The 19,129-nt window shown below is 74.2% G+C and carries 13 protein-coding genes and 1 tRNA gene; 7 read left to right on the forward strand and 7 right to left on the reverse strand.

Translation table 11 applies throughout. From position 1 onward, the window contains the following. The first annotated feature begins 483 nt into the window (after nucleotides 1-483). From ACFYOV_RS27350 to ACFYOV_RS27360, 3 genes are all read left to right on the forward strand, one after another. Nucleotides 484-1,581 carry a mechanosensitive ion channel family protein gene (locus tag ACFYOV_RS27350; RefSeq protein WP_389091872.1) on the forward strand — a complete coding sequence of 366 codons (1,098 nt, stop codon included), beginning with the start codon at nucleotides 484-486 and terminating at the stop codon, nucleotides 1,579-1,581. A 620-nt stretch (nucleotides 1,582-2,201) separates the two neighbouring features. After that, on the forward strand, nucleotides 2,202-4,421 hold the full coding sequence (locus ACFYOV_RS27355; protein WP_389091875.1) for an NADP-dependent isocitrate dehydrogenase: 2,220 nt from the start codon (nucleotides 2,202-2,204) through the stop codon (nucleotides 4,419-4,421). Between the two features lie 373 nt (nucleotides 4,422-4,794). Next, complete coding sequence (locus tag ACFYOV_RS27360) at nucleotides 4,795-5,592, forward strand: N-formylglutamate amidohydrolase (protein ID WP_389091878.1); 798 nt, start codon at nucleotides 4,795-4,797, stop codon at nucleotides 5,590-5,592. Between the two features lie 174 nt (nucleotides 5,593-5,766). Here the strand turns inward: ACFYOV_RS27360 and ACFYOV_RS27365 are convergent, their stop codons facing one another. From ACFYOV_RS27365 to ACFYOV_RS27375, 3 genes are read right to left on the reverse strand one after another with little or no spacing between them, the layout of a single operon-like run. Then, entirely contained in the window at nucleotides 5,767-6,273 is a 507-nt protein-coding gene (locus tag ACFYOV_RS27365; protein WP_389091880.1) for a hypothetical protein, read from the reverse strand. Nucleotides 6,274-6,278: 5 nt separating this feature from the next. Further along, the gene (locus ACFYOV_RS27370) at nucleotides 6,279-6,854 is read right to left on the reverse strand and encodes an RNA polymerase sigma factor (RefSeq protein WP_389091882.1); all 576 of its coding nucleotides are present in this window, start codon (nucleotides 6,852-6,854) and stop codon (nucleotides 6,279-6,281) included. A gap of 59 nt (nucleotides 6,855-6,913) precedes the next feature. After that, entirely contained in the window at nucleotides 6,914-8,344 is a 1,431-nt protein-coding gene (locus ACFYOV_RS27375; protein ID WP_389091885.1) for a S8/S53 family peptidase, read from the reverse strand. Between the two features lie 164 nt (nucleotides 8,345-8,508). Here ACFYOV_RS27375 and ACFYOV_RS27380 point away from each other — a divergent pair, with 164 nt between their 5' ends. Beyond that, nucleotides 8,509-11,082 carry a CHAT domain-containing protein gene (locus tag ACFYOV_RS27380; protein WP_389092039.1) on the forward strand — a complete coding sequence of 858 codons (2,574 nt, stop codon included), beginning with the start codon at nucleotides 8,509-8,511 and terminating at the stop codon, nucleotides 11,080-11,082. A 24-nt stretch (nucleotides 11,083-11,106) separates the two neighbouring features. On the opposite strand, the gene ACFYOV_RS27385 is transcribed toward ACFYOV_RS27380, so the two are convergent. Continuing rightward, entirely contained in the window at nucleotides 11,107-12,840 is a 1,734-nt protein-coding gene (locus ACFYOV_RS27385; RefSeq protein ID WP_389092042.1) for a LuxR C-terminal-related transcriptional regulator, read from the reverse strand. A 311-nt stretch (nucleotides 12,841-13,151) separates the two neighbouring features. Between ACFYOV_RS27385 and ACFYOV_RS27390 the strand changes: the two genes are divergently transcribed. Further along, nucleotides 13,152-14,240 (forward strand): M12 family metallopeptidase, encoded by a 1,089-nt coding sequence (locus ACFYOV_RS27390; protein WP_389091888.1) that lies wholly within the window; start codon nucleotides 13,152-13,154, stop codon nucleotides 14,238-14,240. A gap of 197 nt (nucleotides 14,241-14,437) precedes the next feature. Here ACFYOV_RS27390 and ACFYOV_RS27395 read toward each other — a convergent pair. Together ACFYOV_RS27395 and ACFYOV_RS27400 are read right to left on the reverse strand one after the other, a co-directional pair. Further along, a tRNA-Pro gene (locus ACFYOV_RS27395) sits at nucleotides 14,438-14,511 on the reverse strand. Between the two features lie 141 nt (nucleotides 14,512-14,652). Beyond that, nucleotides 14,653-15,657 carry a LacI family DNA-binding transcriptional regulator gene (locus tag ACFYOV_RS27400; RefSeq protein ID WP_389091890.1) on the reverse strand — a complete coding sequence of 335 codons (1,005 nt, stop codon included), beginning with the start codon at nucleotides 15,655-15,657 and terminating at the stop codon, nucleotides 14,653-14,655. A gap of 108 nt (nucleotides 15,658-15,765) precedes the next feature. Here ACFYOV_RS27400 and ACFYOV_RS27405 point away from each other — a divergent pair, with 108 nt between their 5' ends. After that, nucleotides 15,766-16,926: a Gfo/Idh/MocA family protein gene (locus tag ACFYOV_RS27405; RefSeq protein WP_389091893.1), complete on the forward strand. Its 1,161-nt coding sequence runs from the start codon at nucleotides 15,766-15,768 to the stop codon at nucleotides 16,924-16,926. On the opposite strand, the gene ACFYOV_RS27410 is transcribed toward ACFYOV_RS27405, so the two are convergent. Continuing rightward, nucleotides 16,907-17,950, reverse strand: a complete 1,044-nt coding sequence (locus ACFYOV_RS27410) for a LacI family DNA-binding transcriptional regulator (protein WP_389091895.1) — start codon at nucleotides 17,948-17,950, stop codon at nucleotides 16,907-16,909. The two genes, ACFYOV_RS27405 and ACFYOV_RS27410, sit on opposite strands and share 20 nt — an antisense overlap. Before the next feature lie 154 nt (nucleotides 17,951-18,104). Between ACFYOV_RS27410 and ACFYOV_RS27415 the strand changes: the two genes are divergently transcribed. Further along, on the forward strand, nucleotides 18,105-19,109 hold the full coding sequence (locus ACFYOV_RS27415) for a Gfo/Idh/MocA family oxidoreductase (protein WP_389091898.1): 1,005 nt from the start codon (nucleotides 18,105-18,107) through the stop codon (nucleotides 19,107-19,109). Nucleotides 19,110-19,129 lie beyond the last annotated feature (20 nt).

A 19,129-nucleotide genomic window follows, 5' to 3' on the forward strand; every position in this document is an offset into this window, starting at 1 on the left:
CCGGCACCGCCGCCGAGCACCATCCACTCCCACGTCGTCAGTACAGCCTGCCGTCACCGTCCTCCGAGCCGCACGGCATCACCATGGGTCCCGACGGCGTCGTGCGGATGGCCCTCGAGAGGGGAGGGACAGCGCGGTTGGAACCGTGGCTCGGGACGGACAACCGCCCCGGGTCAGCCATGTGACGGTGCGCCGTCGCGCCGGAGAAACTGGTCGCACTGGTGCGGCTGAAGACGATCCGACTCCGTACGCGGGCGGGGATGGTGCGAACACCCCTCCCGGATACGGCAGGATGAGCGACCGAGCCTGCCGCCGGTCGGAACCGTCGGGCAGCGCACGCATCCCTCGGCGGACCCGGTGGTCCCAACACCCGGGGGAATCTCGGACATTCGAGCACAATCGAGCAGGTGACGACGTGACGACACTTCACATACGGCAGTCGGCGGGGGCGTTCGCGGCGGCAGCCGCTCCCGGAGGTGACCGGTGACCCGCTCGCTCACGCTGGACGACCTGGTGCTCGCCGGCATCGCGCTGGGCGCGGGCCTGCTCGCGGCGTTCCTGCTGCGGATGCTCCTGCGCTGGCTGGGGCGACACGCGGACCGTACCCGCTGGCGCGGGGACGACGTGCTCGTGGACGCGTTGCGCACCGTGGTGCCGTGGGCGGCGGTCGCGGCGGGAGCGGCGTCCGCGGCGGCGGCGCTGCCGCTGACCCGGACCGTGCAGCACAACGTCAACCAGGCGCTGACGGTGCTGGTCATCTTCGCGGCGACGGTGTCGGCGGCCCGGGTGGTGGCCGGCCTGGTGCGGTCGGTGACCCAGTCCCGCTCCGGGGTCGCCGGGTCCGCGACCATCTTCGTCAACATCACCCGGATCCTGGTCCTGGCGATCGGCTTCCTGGTGGTGCTCCAGACGCTGGGCATCTCCATCGCCCCGCTGCTCACCGCCCTGGGCGTCGGCGGCCTGGCGGTCGCGCTGGCCCTGCAGGACACGCTCGCCAACCTCTTCGCGGGCATCCACATCCTCGCGTCCAAGACCGTGCAGCCCGGTGACTACATCCGGCTGAGCAGCGGTGAGGAGGGCTATGTCGAGGACATCAACTGGCGGCAGACGACCGTCCGCGAGCTCTCCAACAACCTGGTGGTCATCCCCAACGGCCAGCTCGCCAAGACGAACATGACCAACTTCATGCGCCCCGAGCAGCAGCTGACCATCCTGGTGCAGGTCGGCGTGTCCTACGACAGCGACCTGGAGCACGTGGAGCGGGTGACGGCCGAGGTGGTCTCCGAGGTGATGACGGAGATCACCGGCGCGCTCCCGGAGCACGAGCCGGCGATCCGCTTCCACACCTTCGGCGACTCCCGGATCGGCTTCACGGTGATCCTGGGCGTCGGCGAGTTCAGCGACCAGTACCGGATCAAGCACGAGTTCATCAAGCGACTGCACCGCCGCTACCGCGACGAGGGCATCCGCATCCCGTCCCCGGCCCGCACGGTGGCACTCCAGCAGGGCGCGGTGGTGATTCCCCAGCAACGCGACGCGGAATCCGTTCCGGACGACATGACGACGTCCCGCCCGATCTGACGCCCCGCCCGGCGGCCCCCACGGCCCGGCGGCCCCCACGGCCCGGCGGCGGCCGCGTCCCCGGCGGTTCGTGCGGCCACAACACGCCGGGGCGCGGCCTGTCGGCGCTCCACCCGGCCACCGCGGTTGCCCGGCACGCCGGGCGGACCCCGGCACCGGCACGTGCGCGGACGCCCCGCCTGCATCGGCGCGGGCGCCCGTCCGGCACTGACACGGGGCCCGTCGCCGCCCCCCGGCCCGAGGTGCGGCAGCCCGGAGTGCAGTGGGGGACCCCGGCGCCGCGTCCGCAGGACTGTCGCACCCCACCCTCGTTCCCTCGTTCAGCTCGGCGGCCCCCGGCCGTGTCGAAGCAGTCGTGCAGCGGGCGGGGTCCCGCTCCCGCTCGTGCGGCGGGCGGGAGGCCCGCTCCGCCTCTTCCCGCCGGGTCCCGCACGGCGTTCCCCGACGCCCCCGACGGCGGCGCGAGCTCTACCGCTCCCTCTTGGATGATCATGGAATGCACCCCCCGGGACGCGGCCCGAGCGCCCGCGGACGTCGGGTCCCGGCCCCATGACCCGCCAACCCCGATCACGAGATATCTTGATGTCGAGCAATGTTGCAGACGTGGAGCGGAGCACCCGGTGACTGACTCGACCATCATCTATACGCACACTGACGAGGCCCCGGCCCTGGCGACGTATTCCTTCCTGCCGGTGGTCCAGGCGTACGCCTCGCAGGCGGGTGTCCCCGTGGAGACGCGGGACATCTCGCTGGCCGGGCGCATCATCGCCGTGTTCCCGGAGTACCTGACCGAGGACCAGCGCATCCCGGACGCCCTCACCGAGCTCGGTGAGCTGGCCAAGACGCCCGCGGCCAACATCATCAAGCTGCCGAACATCTCGGCGTCGATCCCGCAGCTCAAGGCCGCGGTCGCCGAGCTCCAGAGCCAGGGCTACGCGCTGCCGGACTACCCGGACGACCCCAGGACCGACGAGGAGCGCGAGATCCGCGCCCGCTACGACAAGATCAAGGGCTCGGCCGTGAACCCGGTCCTGCGCGAGGGCAACTCCGACCGCCGCGCCCCCGCGTCGGTCAAGAACTACGCCAAGACCCACCCGCACCGCATGGGCGCCTGGATCCCCGGGTCCAGGACCAACGTGGCGACCATGGGCGAGAACGACTTCCGCTCCACCGAGAAGTCGGTCGTCGTCGCCGAGGACGGCGCCCTGCGCATCGAGCTGGTCACCGAGGACGGCGCCACGACCGTGCTGCGCGAGTCCGTACCCGTCCTCAAGGACGAGGTCGTCGACGCCTCCGTGATGCGCGTCGCCGCGCTGCGCGAGTTCCTGGCCGCGCAGGTCGAGCGCGCCAAGCAGGAGGGCGTGCTGTTCTCCGTGCACCTGAAGGCCACGATGATGAAGGTCTCCGACCCGATCGTCTTCGGCCACGTGGTGCGCGCCTTCTTCCCGAAGACGTTCGCGAAGTACGGTGAGCGGCTCGCCGCGGCCGGCCTGTCCCCGAACGACGGTCTGGGCGGCATCCACAAGGGCCTGGAGAACCTCCCCGACGGGGCCGAGATCAAGGCGTCCTTCGACGCCGAGCTCGCCGAGGGCCCGGCCCTGGCGATGGTCGACTCCGACAAGGGCATCACCAACCTGCACGTCCCCTCGGACGTCATCGTGGACGCCTCCATGCCGGCCATGATCCGCACCTCCGGCCACATGTGGGGCCCGGACGGCCAGGAGGCCGACACCCTCGCGGTGCTGCCGGACTCCAGCTACTCCGGCGTCTACCAGGCCGTGATCGACGACTGCCGCGCCAACGGCGCCTACGACCCGTCCACCATGGGATCGGTCCCCAACGTCGGCCTCATGGCGCAGAAGGCCGAAGAGTACGGCAGCCACGACAAGACGTTCGAGATCCCGGCCGCCGGCACCGTCCGCCTGGTCGACCAGGCCGGCAACGTGGTCCTGGAGCAGACCGTCTCGGCCGGTGACATCTTCCGCGCCTGCCAGACGAAGGACGCCCCGATCCGCGACTGGGTCAAGCTCGCCGTCACCCGCGCCCGCGCCACCGGCGACCCGGCGGTGTTCTGGCTGGACGAGACCCGCGCCCACGACGCCAATCTGATCGCCAAGGTCGAGCAGTACCTGGCCGAGCACGACACCGAGGGCCTGGACCTCCGGATCCTGAGCCCGGTCGAGGCCACCAAGCTGTCGGTCGAGCGCATCCGCCGCGGCGAGAACACCATCTCCGTCACCGGCAACGTGCTGCGCGACTACCTGACCGACCTGTTCCCGATCCTGGAGCTGGGCACCAGCGCCAAGATGCTGTCGGTCGTTCCGCTGATGGCGGGCGGAGGTCTGTTCGAGACGGGTGCCGGCGGTTCCGCGCCGAAGCACGTGCAGCAGCTCGTCAAGGAGAACTACCTGCGCTGGGACTCCCTCGGTGAGTTCTTCGCCCTGGTGCCGTCCCTGGAGCAGTACGCCAAGGTGACCGGCAACGCCCGCGCCCAGGTCCTCGCCGACACCCTCGACCGTGCCACGGCGACCTTCCTCAACGAGGACAAGTCCCCGACCCGTCGCGTCGGCGGCATCGACAACCGCGGCAGCCACTTCTACCTGTCCCTGTACTGGGCGCAGGAGCTGGCGCGGCAGAGCGACGACGCGGACCTGGCCAAGGCCTTCGCCCCGCTCGCCGAGAAGCTCGCCGCGAACGAGGAGAAGATCGTCGAGGAGCTGATCGCCGTCCAGGGCAAGCCGGCCGACATCGGCGGCTACTACCAGCCCGACCCGGCCAAGGCCGCCGCGGTCATGCGCCCGTCCGCCACGTGGAACGAGGCGCTGGCGTCCCTGAGCTGACGCCGGCGGCCCCCCCGGGCCCCGCTGACTCCGCCCCGACCGGCACCCCGCCGGCCGGGGCGGAGCCCTTCCCGGCACGCCGGGCGCGGGCCCAGGGTCCGGGGCACCCCGGGCGCATGCCCCGGACCCTGACGGCCGCGGCCGAACCGGCCGCCCGCGTGCCGGTCGCGGACCGCCTTCCCGGCGGTCCTTCGGCTGCTGGAGCCGCCGTACGGACATGACGGCTTCCTCATCGAGACGGAACATCCGGCGCACCGGTGCGCGGGTGCTGCGGCGGGCGGCCGTGCACCGGGACCGCGGGCACGGGCGCTGTCAGTGGCGTGTGACATCGTGATCACGCCGTGCGCCACCGACAGCACCCCGGAGCAGCCGTATGTCCGACGCCCCCGCTTCCTTCGCTCTCGTACCCGGCGCCGCGGACTCGCCGGTGATCCTCCACGTGCCGCACTCCGCGCGGGAGATACCGGCCGAGGTGCGGCCCGGGATCGTACTGGGGGACGCGGAGCTGGAGCGGGAGCTGGACCACATCACCGACGCGCACACGGCACGGATCGCCGAGGCCGCCGCCGCGGGGGCGGCCGTCACCCCGTGGCGGTTCGTGAACCGGCTGTCCCGGCTGGTGGTGGACCCCGAGCGGTTCCCGGACGAGCGGGAGGAGATGCTGGCCGTCGGGATGGGCGCGGTCTACACGCGGACCACGCACCACGACGTGCTGCGGGACGACGCGTTCGACCCCGAGCCGCTGATCGAGCGCTACTTCCGCCCGTACGCCCGCGCCATGACGGACGCCGTCGCGGACCGGCTCGCGGCCACGGGGCGGGCCGTGGTCATCGACGTGCACTCGTACCCGAGTGCCCCGCTCCCCTACGAACTGCACGGGCAGGGCCCGCGCCCGGCGGTCTGCCTGGGCACGGACTCCTTCCACACCCCGCCCGCCCTGCTCGGCGCGGCCCGCGAGGCGTTCGCCGCGTGCGGGGAGACGGGGCTGGACAGCCCGTTCGCTGGGGCGTACGTACCGCTCGAGTTCTACGGGAAGCGGGCCGAGGTCTCCGCGCTCATGGTGGAGATCCGCCGCGACACGTACATGACGGAGCCGGGCGGTCCGGCGGGGCCGGGCCTGTCCCGGGCGGCCGAGGCACTGGGCCGCCTCGTGGACGCGGCCTCCCGCTGACCGCCCGGACGGGGTGCGCGCGGGTTGCGCCCCGCACGGACACCGCGGGCAGGGTGCCGCGGGGCCGCGCCCACGCCGCCGGCCGACGGGGGCCACCGCCCGCGCGGACGCCCGGCGCCCCATGGGCGGCGCCCGGCCGACCGGGCGGTGCGGCGCACCGTTCCGGCTCCCTCGTCAGGCGCGCAGCCACTCCGTCACGACCACGTCCCCACCGGTCCGCAGGCGCAGGGCGAACGGGCCGGAGGGCGGCGCCGCGGCGGTGAAGCGGCCCATGTCGTCGGCCGTGAGCGGGGCGCCCGGCCGGGGGCCGCCGAGGACCTCGATGCGGGCCGGCTGCGGCGGCAGCACCTGGCCCATCAGGCCGTCCGCCGTCACCTCGACGTCCACCGTCACCTCGCCCGCGCTGAAGGTGAGCATGCGTGGCGCCTGCGTCGCCCCCCTGACCGGGAGGGCGTCGACCAGCGAGTCGAAGGTCAGCTCGGCCACGCGGGCCTCCAGGTCGTGCAGCGCGTAGGCGTCCACGGCGATCTGGAGCAGTGCCGGCGGCATCGGGTCCAGGACCGCGGCGGCCTGCCGGAGCTCGTCCTCCAGCAGCGTGCCGTCGAAGCCGTCCCCGTCCGGTGCCGCGGCGTCCGCCTGCTCGTCGTAGGCGTCGTACGCGTCGTAGGCGTCGTCAGGCATGCCGTTCACATCGCCCCCCGTGCTTCCAGCCGGGCCCGCAGTCTGCGCAGACAGCGCTGGCGCAGCGGCCCGATGCTGCCCACCGCGATACCGAGCGCGGCGGACACCTCCTGATAGCTGGGCGGCGGGGAGGCGATCAGCACGCGCAGCAACTGCCGGCACCGCTCGCCCAGTCCCTCGAACTCCTGCCACAGCCGCCGCACGCGCTCGCTCTGTGCGGCCGCCTCCTCCGCCTCCAGCACGGACTGTTCCGGTGTGCCGTCCTCACTGACCCGGTCCAGCAGGTGCGGATCGTCCGTCAGCGTCAGCCGGCGCGCGGTGCGGATCACCTTCAGGCACTCGTGCCGCGCGGTACGGGCCAGCCACGCCCCCGCCTTGTCGGGTTCCCGGATGCGGCCCAGATGCTGGGCGAAACGGAACCACACGGTCTGGCAGACCTCGTGCGCGTCGGCGTCGGAGAGCCGGTGGGCGCGCACCACGGACCACACCAGGGGGCCCAGCCCCTCCACGATCGCCTTCCAGGCCGCCGCGTCTCCGTCGGCGGCGGACTGGACCAACGCGCCGACATCAGTTCGGTCCACGGTCCCACCCCTCGTGTACGGCACGTCATGGTACGCCGTGGAGGGGACGGCTCCGGTCCTCATGCGCCGACGGTGGGGAGCACGACCGGCACGGGGCGCCAGGTGGACGGCAGGAGCGCCGGTACGTGCGCCCCGCGCACTTCGGCGAACTCGGTGTTCGCCTCGAGCAGTTGGCGCCGGGCCTTGCGCGGCTCGGTCTCCGCGTGCGCGGTCATGTGGGCGGCGACCATGCCGACGACGACGGGGGTCGCGAACGAGGTGCCGCTCCACTGCGCCATTCCCTCGAACATCACCTGGTCCGGCTTGGCGTGGCCGCCGTCCTCGCTGAGGACGCCGGTGTGTCGCGGGTGCCGGCAGGTGCAGGCGTAGCCGAAGCCGTAGCGGCAGGCGTCGTAGGTGGAGTGCTGGTACACGTACGGCACCGGGGTGTCGAAGCCCGTGAGCGCGCTGGTGAGGCGCTCGCCGGGGGCGTAGACCTTCACCCAGGCGCCGTGGTTGCTGAAGCAGGCGCCGAACTCCCCGTCGCCGCGCAGGGCACCGACCGACAGCACGGCGTTCTCGTAGCCGGGCAGGTCGGCGTACGCGGCGGGCCAGAAGGGGGTGGCGCTGGCGTTGTTGCCGGCGGCGGCGACCAGGAGGGTGCGCTGCTCGCGCAGTTCCCGCATGAACGCGTCGACGCCGAGCAGGCCGTCGGTGCGGCCGTTGGACGTGCCGGCGGACAGGCTGATGACGTCGGGCCAGCCGTCGCGGTCCACGGCCTCGAAGAGCTTCTCGCCGAACTCGGACTCCAGGATGGCCCCGGCGTCGTTCAGTGAGCCGCGCACGGTGATGCCGGTGTTGGGGGCGACCGCGGCGACGAGTCCGGCGATGAACGTGCCGTGGCCGCAGTACTGCTGGAGGACCCCGTCGTCGTCGCACTCCCTGACCTGCGTGTCGCCCCCCGTGTGGGCCAGCAGCGGGTAGGAGCGGTAGTCGCGCATCAGGCCGGTGTCGATGACCAGGACGCCGATCGCGCTGTCCGGGTCGTGGGCGGCCTCGGCCGCGGCCGGGTTGGGCCGCTCGGTGACCGGGACGGGCACGGGCTCGTCCCCCGGACAGGCGTTGACGGCGATCGACACCACGTGGTTGCGGCTGATCAGCCGGCGGCCCGCGCGGCCCTCCGTGGCGGTGAGCGCCCGCAGGGCCCCCGCGACCGCGGGATCACCTCTGCCGTCGCCCTCCCCCGGGTCCGCGACCCGGATGCGGGTGATGCCCGAGCGGTTGGTCTCCGGACTCGCGCGGCGCACGTGGTCCTCGGTCAGGCCGGCGAAGGTGGTGAAGTGCTGCCGCACGGTGTCCTCGACGAGGCGGGCCTCCTCTCCGTCGCGGGCCAGGACGACGCCCTTCTCGTAGAGGAACTCGCCCGCGTCGTCGGGCCCCATGGCCAGGGGGACGTCGGGCATCGAGCGCTGGATCTGGTCGAACTGCTCGCGGAATCGCTGAGGTGCCATGGCATGTCCTCCACTGGACGGCGCGGCCGGGGCCGCGGAGCGGTCGTGAACCAGAGCCCCGCGGCGGTCGTTTGATACAACGTGACACCTTCGGGACGCGGTTGCGGACCACTACCATCCGTGGGGTGACGGCGGGAAACGACTCGGTGCTCGAACTGCTGCCGATGGTGTTCGCCGCCCCCGGCGAGGCACTGGCCAGGGCGGAAGGTGTACTGAACGGCCATCCCCCACCGCTGCACGCCTCCGTCGCCCACCAGGTGATCGGCATCTGGCAGCGGGACTTCGGCGACCTGCGGCTCGCCCTGAGGCACCTGCGCCGGGCCCGGGACTGCGCGGCGCGTGCGGACTCGGCCGAGCGCGAGGCGGACGTCCTCGCCACATTGGGGGTCGCGTTGGTGCACGCGGGGCGCACGCGCCAGGGTCTGGAGGCCTTCGAGCGGGGCGTCGCGCGGGGAACGGGGCACACCCGCGCGCGTGTGCTGTTCCGCAGGGCGTACGCCTGGTGGGTGCTGGGCCACCACAAGGAGTCGCTCGAGGACGTGCGCCGGGCGATCCCGGTGCTGCGGCAGGCGGACGACGTGATCTGGACGGCGCGTGCGCTGACCCTGCGGGCCACGGTGCATCTGGCGCTGGGCGCGGTGGAGCGGGCGGACGCGGACTTCACGGCGGCCGAGGCGCTCTGGGACACCACAGGCCAGGAGCACGACAAGGCCGACGCCGTGGAGAGCAGGGGCCTGGCGGCGTTCCGCTCCGGTGACGTGCCGGCGGCGCTGCGGCTGCTGGACGAGGCGGAGGAGCGGTACGCCAAGCTGGGCACGCCGACGTTCATGCTGAACATCCGGCGCTGCGAGGTGCTGATGGCCGCCGGGCTGGCCGCGGAGGCGCTGGCGGAGGCGGATGCGGCGATCAAGGCGCTGGACGGGATCGGCGGGCAGTCCACCCGCAAGGCGGAACTGCTGCTGGCCGCCGCGCGGGCGGCCCGGCTGGCCGACGATCCGCAGACCGCGATCGCCCGCGCGGCGCTCGCCGTACGCCTGTTCGCGGGGCAGCGGCGCATCTGGTGGGAGACGCACGCCCGGCTGGTGCTGATCGAGGCGCGGCACGCGGCCGGGCGCCGTTCGGGCCGGCTGGTCGCGGACGCGGCGGCGGTCGCCGGGAAGCTGGCCTCGCTGGGCGCGCCGGCCGCGCCGGAGGCGTCGCTCCTCGCGGGGCGGATGGCGCTGCGTCTCGGCTGGACGGCGGACGCGGAACGGCACCTGGCGGTCGCCGCCCGCAGCAGGCGCAGCGGTCCGCCGCTCGCGCGGATGACGGGCTGGGCGGCGCAGGCGCTGCGGGCCGAGGCCGCCGGGTCCGCGCGCGGGGTGCTCGAGGCGTGCCGGCGCGGGCTCGACGTGCTCGACGACCATCGGATGACGCTGGGCGCCTCCGAGCTGCGGGCCCGCGCCACCGCGCAGGGCGCGGAACTGGCCGCGCTCGCCCAGAAGGCCAGCCTGGTCTCGGGCGGACCGCGCCGGCTGCTGGTGTGGAGCGAGCGCTGGCGGGCCACGGTACTGACCGCGCCGCCCACCAGGCCGCCTGCCGACCCGGCGCTGCTCAGCGGCATGACCGCCTACCGGGAGATCGCCGCCCGCGCGGAGGAGGCCCGGATGGAGGGCAGACCGGTGCCGGCGCTGGAGCGGGAGCAGCGCCGTCTGGAGCGGGAGATCCGTTCCCGGACGCTGCACATGCGCGGCGGTGCGCCGGGCGACGGGCACCGGTTCGACGTCGGCCGGCTGCTGCGGCGGCTCGGCGACAGTGACGACGGGCAGTTGGTGGAGCTCGCGGTGCTGGACGGGCGGGTGCAGGTGCTGCTCTGCGGGCAGGGGCGGGTGCGGCGGTTCGAGGCCGGTGCGCTGGCGACGGCGGAGACCGAGGCCGAGCACGTGCAGGCCGGACTGCGCCGGCTGGCGCATCCCGGGGCGGAGGCGCGGCTGCCGGTGGTGGAGGCCGCGGGCCGCCGGCTGGAGGAGTTGCTGCTGGGTCCCGCGGTGGCGCATCTGGGCACCGGGCCGGTGGTGGTCGTGCCGCCGGGGCGACTGCACCGGGTGCCGTGGGCGCTGCTGCCCTCGCTCCGGGAGCGCGTGCTCAGCGTGTCGCCGTCGGCGAGCAGCTGGCTGCGGGCGCGGGAGACGCAGCCACCGCCGGGAGGACGCCGGGTGCTGGTGCGCGGGCCGGGGCTGGCGACGGGCGGCGCGGAGGTGCCCGAGCTGGCCGACCAGTACGACGGTGCAACGGTCCTGGGGAACGGGGACGCGACGGTGCCGCGCGTGCTGGAGGAACTGGACGGGGCCGCGCTGGCGCACATCGCCGCGCACGGCGAGTTCCGCGCGGACGGTCCGCTGTTCTCCTCCCTGCGGATGGCGGACGGGCCGCTCATCGTGCACGACTTCGAACGCCTGGGCCGCAGCCCGTACCGGATCCTGCTGTCGTGCTGCGACACCGCGCGGTTCGCCACCGTCGGCGCGGACGAACTGCTGGGCCTCGTCACCGCGTTGCTGCCGCTGGGCACGGCGGGCGTGGTGGCGTGCAGCGCACCGGTCAACGACGAGGCGGTGGTGCCGCTGATGCTCGCCCTGCACAAGGGGCTCGCGGCGGGCCTCTCCCTGGCCGAGGCCCTGCGCGACGCCCGCGCCGCCCTGCCCGGTGACACGGTGCACCAGGCCACCGGGTGGGCGTTCTCGGCGTTCGGGGCGGCGTGAGCGTGCCGTCCGCGACGGCGGGAGCTACGCCGGCTGGGCCTTCGGGAGCTGCATGAGCCGGGGCAGGGCGCCGCGGTCGCCGGCGCCCAGGCGGGCGTAGGCGCCGTAGAGGTGGTTGCCGACGGTGCGGACGGACAGGGTGAGGCGCTGCGCGATCTCGCGGTTGCTGAGGCCGGCCGCGGCGAGGGTGACGATCTGCCGCTGGCGTGCGGTGAGTTCGCCGAGGGCCAGGCCCGCGAGGGCGGGGGTGCGGGCGCCCTGGCAGCGGCGGGCGAGGGCGACGGCACGCGTGCGTGCGGTGCGGGCGGCGCGCGGGTCGCGGTGGACGCGTACGGCCTGGGCGTGGGCCTCGGCCGCGTACAGCAGGAAACCGCGCCGCCCCAGCTCCGCGGCCACCCGGTCCAGGGCCGGGCCGTCGCCGCGGGCGAGGGCGTCGGCGTGGGCGGCGAAGACGCCGCTGAGTCGTCCGGCGGCCCGCTCGGGGGTGCCGAGGCGCACGGCGTCGTAGGGATCGTCGCAGGCCCGCCCCGGAGTGCCCGTGAGTCCTTCCTCGGCGAGGGCGAGTTCGGCGCGGCAGTGCGGGTCTGCGGCGTCGCCCCACAGCCCTTCGCGGGCCCACGCGGCGGCCGTGCGCAGTTCGCCGCGCAGGCGCGCGTACCGGGCGCGCGGTGCCGCGTACCCGGCCGGGACCGGAGCGCCCTCCGCGACGAGCCACTCCCCCACGGGCGCCGACGCGGTGCTCACGTCGGCCTGTTCGATCCGGGCGGTGAGTGCGGCGGTCTCGGCGTCGAGGGCGGCGGCGCTCGCCTGCGGCGGTTGGGCCAGCCGGCGTGCCCGCAGCCGTCCGGCCGCCGCCCTGAGCACCGGGCCGTGCAGCGGGTGGGCGAGGCGTACGGTGGCGCCGTCGTCGTCGGCACGGACCAGTCCCTCGGCCTCCAGGCGCTCGAGGGCGGTGAGGTCGAGGCCGTCCGGGTCCAGGCCCAGGGGCTCGGCGAAGGCGAGGCGGTCGAGCGCCTCCCGTTCCTCCGGCCGGGTGCGGCCGAGGACCTGGGCGGCGCGTTCGCGGACGGCCGGGGTCAGCGGCACGGGGCCCCGCCAGGCCCACTCGCCGGTTCCGGGGACTCGGGTGAGCCGCCCCCGCGCGCGTACGGCGCCCAGGAGCTCGCGCAGCAGCCGCAGGTCACCGGCGCTGAGCCGGTGCAGCCGGTCCGCCGTGAGCGGTTCCAGGGGGTGGCCCGCGCCCGCGGCGGCCAGCCGCGCGGTCTCCTCGCGGGGCAGCGGGTCGAGGGACAGACGCGGCAGCAGTTCGCCCGTCCACAGCCGGGACACGGCGCCGGGCATCGGCTCGCCCTCGGTGGCGGCGACGAGCAGCCGGGTGCGTCCGTGCACGGCGAGCTGGTGGACCAGGGCGGCGGAGGCGTCGTCCAGCAGATGCGCGTCGTCGACCAGCAGGGTGCCCGTCCCGGACAGGAGGTGGACGGCGCGGTGCAAGGTGACGTTCTCGGGCAGCAGGTGGGCGAACGCGGCGAAGGGGACGGAGCGGGTCCGAGGGGTTCCGGCGGCCCTGAGGCAGTCGGCGCCGCGGACCGCCTCGGTGACCAGCCGGGTCCGTCCGCAGCCCGCGGGTCCGGTGACCACGAGGCCGCGGCGCGTGCCGCTGAGCGACCGCCGGACGAGCTCGAGTTCGTCCTCCCGGCCGGTGAACGGCCAGGGCGTGCCGAGCGCGGCCGCGTCCTTGCCGCAGGACGTCGGCGTCAGGTCCCCATCGACGTCGCGGTCGAGGTCGTGAGGTGCCCGGCTCGGGGCCGGGTCGACGTCGTGGGGTGCCAGGTCCCGGTCGACGTCGCGGGGTGTCGTCACGTCCCGGTCGCGGTCGTGGGGCGTCGTCACGTCCCGGTCGCGGTCGTGGGGCGTCGTCACGTCCCGGTCGCGGTCGTGGGGCGTCACCGTCAGGTCCCGTTCGAAAGTCGTCACGGCAACAAGAGCGCACTTACTCACTTCTGATACAGGGTGACTTGAGTAGCCCTCGACTCAGGTGCCGGGGGCCCCGGCGCGGCAGGCTGTCGGCCATGACCGCTGCCCGCTACTGCTCGCTGACGCAGGCGCCGGCCCCCGCCTTCGCGCCGGGCCTGGCCGCCGAGCGCCGCGCCGCGCTGGCCGGCGGGCGGCGGATGTGGGTCAACGGCACGGTGCTGCACTACTGCTTCCTCGACGGCGAGGCCGACGGGTCCGTGATCCCCGTACCGGGAACCGGGCAGACCCGCTGGGTGCCGTGGGCGGGCGCCGAGGAGCAGCGGGACGTGGTGCGCGAGTGCTTCCGGGAATGGCAGGAGCTCGGCATCGGCGTCCGGTTCACGGAGGTGGACGACCGCTCGGAGGCGGAGCTGCGCATCGGGTTCCAGTGGGGCGACGGCTCCTGGTCGGCCGTGGGCAGGGAGGCACTGCGGTGCGGTGCGCACGACCGGACGACGAACTTCGGCTGGGACCTGACCGCGCCCGGTGAGCGCGCGACGGCGCTGCACCAGATCGGGCACCTGCTCGGCATGCTGCACGAGCACCAGAGCCCCCACGCGGGCCTCCACTGGGACGACGAGGCCGTGTACGCCGAGCTGGCGGGCCCGCCCCACCACTGGAGCCGGGACAGGGCCCACCACACCGTCCTGCGCACGCTGGACCCGGACGAGGCCAACGGCGCCGTCTGGGACCCTCAGTCGATCATGCAGTTCGCCGTCCCGCCGGGGCTGGTCCTGGAGCCGGAGCAGTACCGCGGGGGCGTGCACCCGCCCGGGACGCTCTCCCCGGCCGACAAGGAGTTCGTGCTGCGCTGGTATCCGCCGCCCGATCCGCCGCGGCCGTCCGCGCTGGTGCCGTTCCGCTCCGCGCCGCTCGGTCTGGGCCCCGGCGATCAGGCGGACTTCCGCATCGATCCGCCGGAAACCCGCGACTACACGGTGGGCACCTTCGGCGACGGCGACACCGTCGTCGTGCTGTTCGAGGAGCGGGACGGTGAGCCCCGCTATCTCGCCGGCCGGGACGACGGGGGCACCCCGGACAACGCCTCGATCGCGGCCCGGCTGGTCAAGGGCCGCCGCTATTACGTCCGTGTCCGCCTGTACTCCGCGTGGGGTTCGGGCGGGACGGCGGTCATGTGCTGGTAACGGCACGCGCCGCCCGCACACGGCCACCAGAGCCACTGTCCGGCGCCGGGGGAGCGGCCGGGGACGTCCTCCCGGGGGGAGGGAGGGCGTCCCCGGCCCACGCCACGTCCCTGCGGGGAGGGAACCCGCTGACGCACCGGCAGGAGACACGAAGAAGGCCCCCGCGGGCTGTTCGCCCGTGAGGACCCCTCATCACGTCGGGACGACAGGATTTGAACCTGCGACCCCTTGACCCCCAGTCAAGTGCGCTACCAAGCTGCGCCACGTCCCGATGCGTCCCGCGCGGCCGAACCGCGTGATCACGCAGGTCAACCCTACCTCACTTCTTCCCGGTCGCCGCCGACACCGTGTACCCGTCGCACACCCGCCCGCCCGCACGGGCTCCGGGTCTGCGGTCCGGTGTCCGGCAGGCTCAGCCCTCGCCGAGGGGCCCGCTGGTCCCCCGGACCTCCAGGGCCGGGGCGACCAGATGGAGCCCTCCCGCCGCGCCGGGCGCCCGGAGGCGGTCGAGGAGGCAGCGGGCGGCCCGGCGGCCGACCTCGTGGCTCGCGTTGTCGACGGTGGTGAGCCACAGGTGCCGCAGCCGCGAGATGCCGGTGTTGTCGTAGCCGGCCACGGACACGTCCCGCGGGACCCGCAGCCCCAGTTCCTCGGCCGCCGACAGCGCGCCCACACACGCGATGTCGTTGACCGCGAACACGGCGGTGGGCCGGTCGGGACGGCTCAGCAGCCGCACGGCGGCGCGGTGGCCGCCCTCCTCCGTCATGTCCCCGGGTTCCACCCGCGCCGTCTCGCCCAGCCCGTGCCGGCGCATCGTCGCCTCGAAGCTGCGCCGGCGCAGCTCCCCCACGGCGCCGTAGCCGGCGATGTGCGCGATGCGGCGGTGGCCGAGCCCGATCAGGTGCTCGGTGACCAGCCGGGCTCCGCGCTCGTCGTCGCCCGCGATCACGTCCACCCCGGGCGGAACCGGCTCGCGGGCGCCCGCCAGCACCACCGGTATCCGCTCGGCGACCGCGTCCAGCGCAGTGGGATCGGGCAGCGTGCCCACCACGACCAGGCCGTCGACCCTCAGGTCCAGGAACGGGTCGGCCGGGTCCTGGCCCGTGCGGCGGTTGAGGCGGGCGTCGGCGAGCAGCATGCGCAGGCCGCTCGCGTGCAGCAGGGAGTTGAGGCCGTCGAGGAGGTCGACGAACCACGGGTTGCGCAGGTCGTTCAGGAGGACGCCGACCGTGCGGGTGCGCTGCTCGCTCAGGCTGCGCGCGGCGGCGTTGGGTCGGTAGCCGAGCTCGCGCACCGCCCGCAGCACGGCCTCGCGCTTCTTGGGGCGGACCTGGTCGGAACCACGCAGCACCAGAGAGACCAGCGACTTGGACACCCCGGCCCGCTCGGCCACGTCACGGATGGTCGGCGCTCTCATGGGTGGACCGTTCCACGACCCGGCCCGGGCTGTCAAAGGCTTGACACCTCAACAAAGGCGCCCCCAGGGTGGCCTGGACAGGTTCTGGAACGGTCCAAAGGGGCTCTCATGGTGGACAGGCTCGGTGTCGCCGTCGTTGGATTCGGCTGGATGGGGCGGGTGCACACCCAGGCGTACGCCCGCGTCGCGCACCACTATCCGCTGCTTTCCCTGCGGCCGGCACTGGTCACGGTCGCCGAGGAGGTGCCGGGCCGGGCCGAGGAGGCCGCCGCGCAGTTCGGGTTCGCCTCGACGACCCGCGACTGGCGCGAGGTCGCCGCCGACCCCCGCGTCCAGGCCGTCAGCATCACCGCCCCCAACTTCATGCACCGCGAGATCGGCGTGGCGATGGCCCGGGCGGGCAAGCACATCTGGATCGAGAAGCCGGTCGGCCTGTGCCTCGAGGACGCCCGCGCGGTCGCCGGCGCCGTCGCCGGGGCCCGCGTCCAGGGCGCGGTCGGCTTCAACTACCGCAACGCCCCCGCCGTCGAGGCGGCCCGCGAGCTGATCGTCTCCGGGGAGATCGGCACGATCACCCATGTCCGCGTCCGGCTGTTCAGTGACTACGCCGCCCATCCCGAGGGCGCCCTGACCTGGCGCTACGAGCGGGAACGGGGTGGCAGCGGGGTGCTGGGGGACCTGGCCTCGCACGGCGTGGACCTGGCCCGGTTCCTCGTCGGCGACATCGCCCGCCTGACCGCCGACACGGCGGTCTTCCTGCCGCAGCGGGCCCGTCCGGCGGGCGCCACGGCCGGCCACTCCCGGGCCGCGGGCGGCGAACTCGGCCCGGTGGAGAACGAGGACTACGTGAACTGCCTGCTGCGCTTCGCCTCCGGGGCACGGGGCGTGCTGGAGGCGTGCCGGGTCTCGGTCGGCGAGCAGAACAACTACGGCTTCGAGGTGCATGGCACCAAGGGGGCGGTGTTCTGGGACTTCCGCAGGATGAACGAACTCGGCGTCAGCCGCGGCACGTCGTACCAGGACCAGCCGGTGAGCACCGTGTACGTCGGGCCGGGGCACGGCGAGTTCGGCGCCTTCCAGCCGGGCGCCGCGAACGCCATGGGCTACGACGACCTGAAGGTCGTCGAGGCGTACCGCTTCCTGCGGTCCGTCGCCGAGGGCGTCCCGCACGGCGCCACCCTCGCCGACGCCGTGCGCGGCGCGGCAGCACTGGACGCCATGGCGCGCTCGGCCGAGAGCGGAACGTGGGTCAACGTGCCCGAGGAGTGAGCGTGTCGGCGGGCAGGTTGTACGGCGTGACGACCTGGACGGGCGACGGTGGGGTGGGCCCGGCGGGCGGCAGTGCGCCGTGGGCGCGCATCACGATGTGGCAGGCCTCGCGCAGGTCCCGGCGCAGGTCGTGGTGGAGCACGGCGGACAGCCGGTGCTCGTGCAGCAGCCGGGTGTTGTCGTGGTCCAGGTCGTGCGCGACGAACACGGCGCACTCCCGGCCCGCGTCCTCGAAGGCCCGCAGGGTGGCGATGTTGCCGCCCCCGATCGAGTAGACGGCGCGGATCCGCGGGTCGCGGTCCAGTGCGGCCCGGACGAGGTCGTACTGGGTGGCGTCCAGCCCCTGGCCCTCGGCGATCTCGACGAGGGCGCGCCCGGGGTGGTGGGCGCGCATGGTGGCGCGGAAGCCCATCTCGCGCTCCTCCTCGTTGCGGAAGAAGCCGCTGCTGAGGCTGGTGAGCACATGGCCGGGACGGTCCCCGAGCCATTGCCCCACGAGATAGGCGGCGGTCGCGCCGGCCGCCCGGTTGTCGATACCGACGTACCCGGCGCGGGCGCTGGAGGGAAGGTCGGTCACCAGGGTCACCACCGGGACACCCGCGGCCACCAGTCGTCCGACGGCGGCGGTGACCTCGGGAACGTCCGGGGCCTTGAGGATCACGCCCTGCGAGCCGCGCCGCGCGATCCGGTCGAGGACGGCGGCCAGGTCCCCCGCGGCACCGGTCTCACGGAAGTGGAAGCGCGAGCGCACCACGGCCGGGTGCAGGGACGGCAGTTCGGCCTCAAGGGCGGCGCGGACGGCGGTGGAGAACCGCTCCGGCGACTGCATCACGATGTCCACCATGAAGGTGCGGCCGACCAGCCGGACCTGGGTGCGCTGACGGTCGAGGTCGGCGATCGCACGGTGCACCTCCCGAGCGGTGCTCTCCCGCACACCGCCCCGCCCGTTGAGCACCCGGTCCACGGTGGCCTCGCTCAACCCGGCCTGACGTGCGATCTCCCGAATGGGGAAGGGGTGCCCCATGTGCGGCTCCTGAGGGTTTTTTGATGGCTCGCCGATGGTTGTCCGAAGGGTTTGTACTGACAAGAATGATGTACCCCGCACCCCCCACCCCCGCACCCCCGCACCCCCGCACCCCCGCACCCCCGCACCCCCGCACCCAAGGAGCACGTCCCCCATGCGCATCGGAATCCTCGGCCTCGGCCGTATCGGCGCCTTCCACGCCGAGACCCTCCATGGGCTCGCCGCCGTCGAGTCCCTGGTCGTCTCCGACCCGTTCGCGGACGCCGCGAAGGCCGCCGCCGAGCGGTTCGGCGCCGACGTCGCCGACTCCCCCGAGGCCGTGCTCGCGGCCGGCGTGGACGGCGTGGTGGTCGCCGCCGCGACCGACGCCCACCCGGCGCTGATCCTCGCCTGTGCGGAGGCGGGCGTCCCGGTCTTCTGCGAGAAGCCCGTCGCCCGCACCATGGCCGAGGGCGTGGAGGTGTTGAAGGCGGTCGAGGGCAGCGGCGTGCCGATCCAGATCGGCTACAACCGCCGCTTCGACGCCGGGTTCGTCGCCGCGCGGGCCGCCGTGCGGAGCGGGGAGCTGGGCGCGCTGCACACCGTGCGCTCGACCACGCTGGATCCGGCACCGCCGCCGGCCGCGTACATCACCGCCTCCGGGGGCATCTTCCGGGACTGCTCGGTGCACGACTTCGACATCATCCGCTGGGTGACCGGCCGCGAGGTGACCGAGGTGTACGCGGTCGGTGGCAACCGGGGGGCCGGCTACATCAGGGAGGCGGGCGACGCCGACACCACCGGCGCGCTCCTCACCCTGGACGACGGCACGATCGCGGTGGTGTCCAACAGCCGCCACAACGCCCGGGGTTACGACGTACGCATGGAGATCCACGGCCTGACGGACTCCATCGCGGTCGGCCTGGAGGACAAGCTGCCGCTGCGCTCGGTGGAACCCGGGGTCACCTTCCCGGCCGGCCCTCCGCACGACTTCTTCATGGACCGCTTCACCGAGGCCTACCGCGCCGAACTGGCCGCGTTCACCGAGGTCGTGGCCGGTGCACGCCGCTCGCCGTGCACGGTGGCGGACGCCCTGGAAGCCGGGTGGATCGCCGAGGCGTGCACGCTGTCGCTGCACAGGCACCGCCCGGTGACGATCGAGGAGGTCCGGCGGGGATGACCGCGACGTGACGGGGCCGC

This window comes from Streptomyces sp. NPDC005931 (assembly GCF_042871235.1).
Lineage (GTDB): Bacteria > Actinomycetota > Actinomycetes > Streptomycetales > Streptomycetaceae > Streptomyces.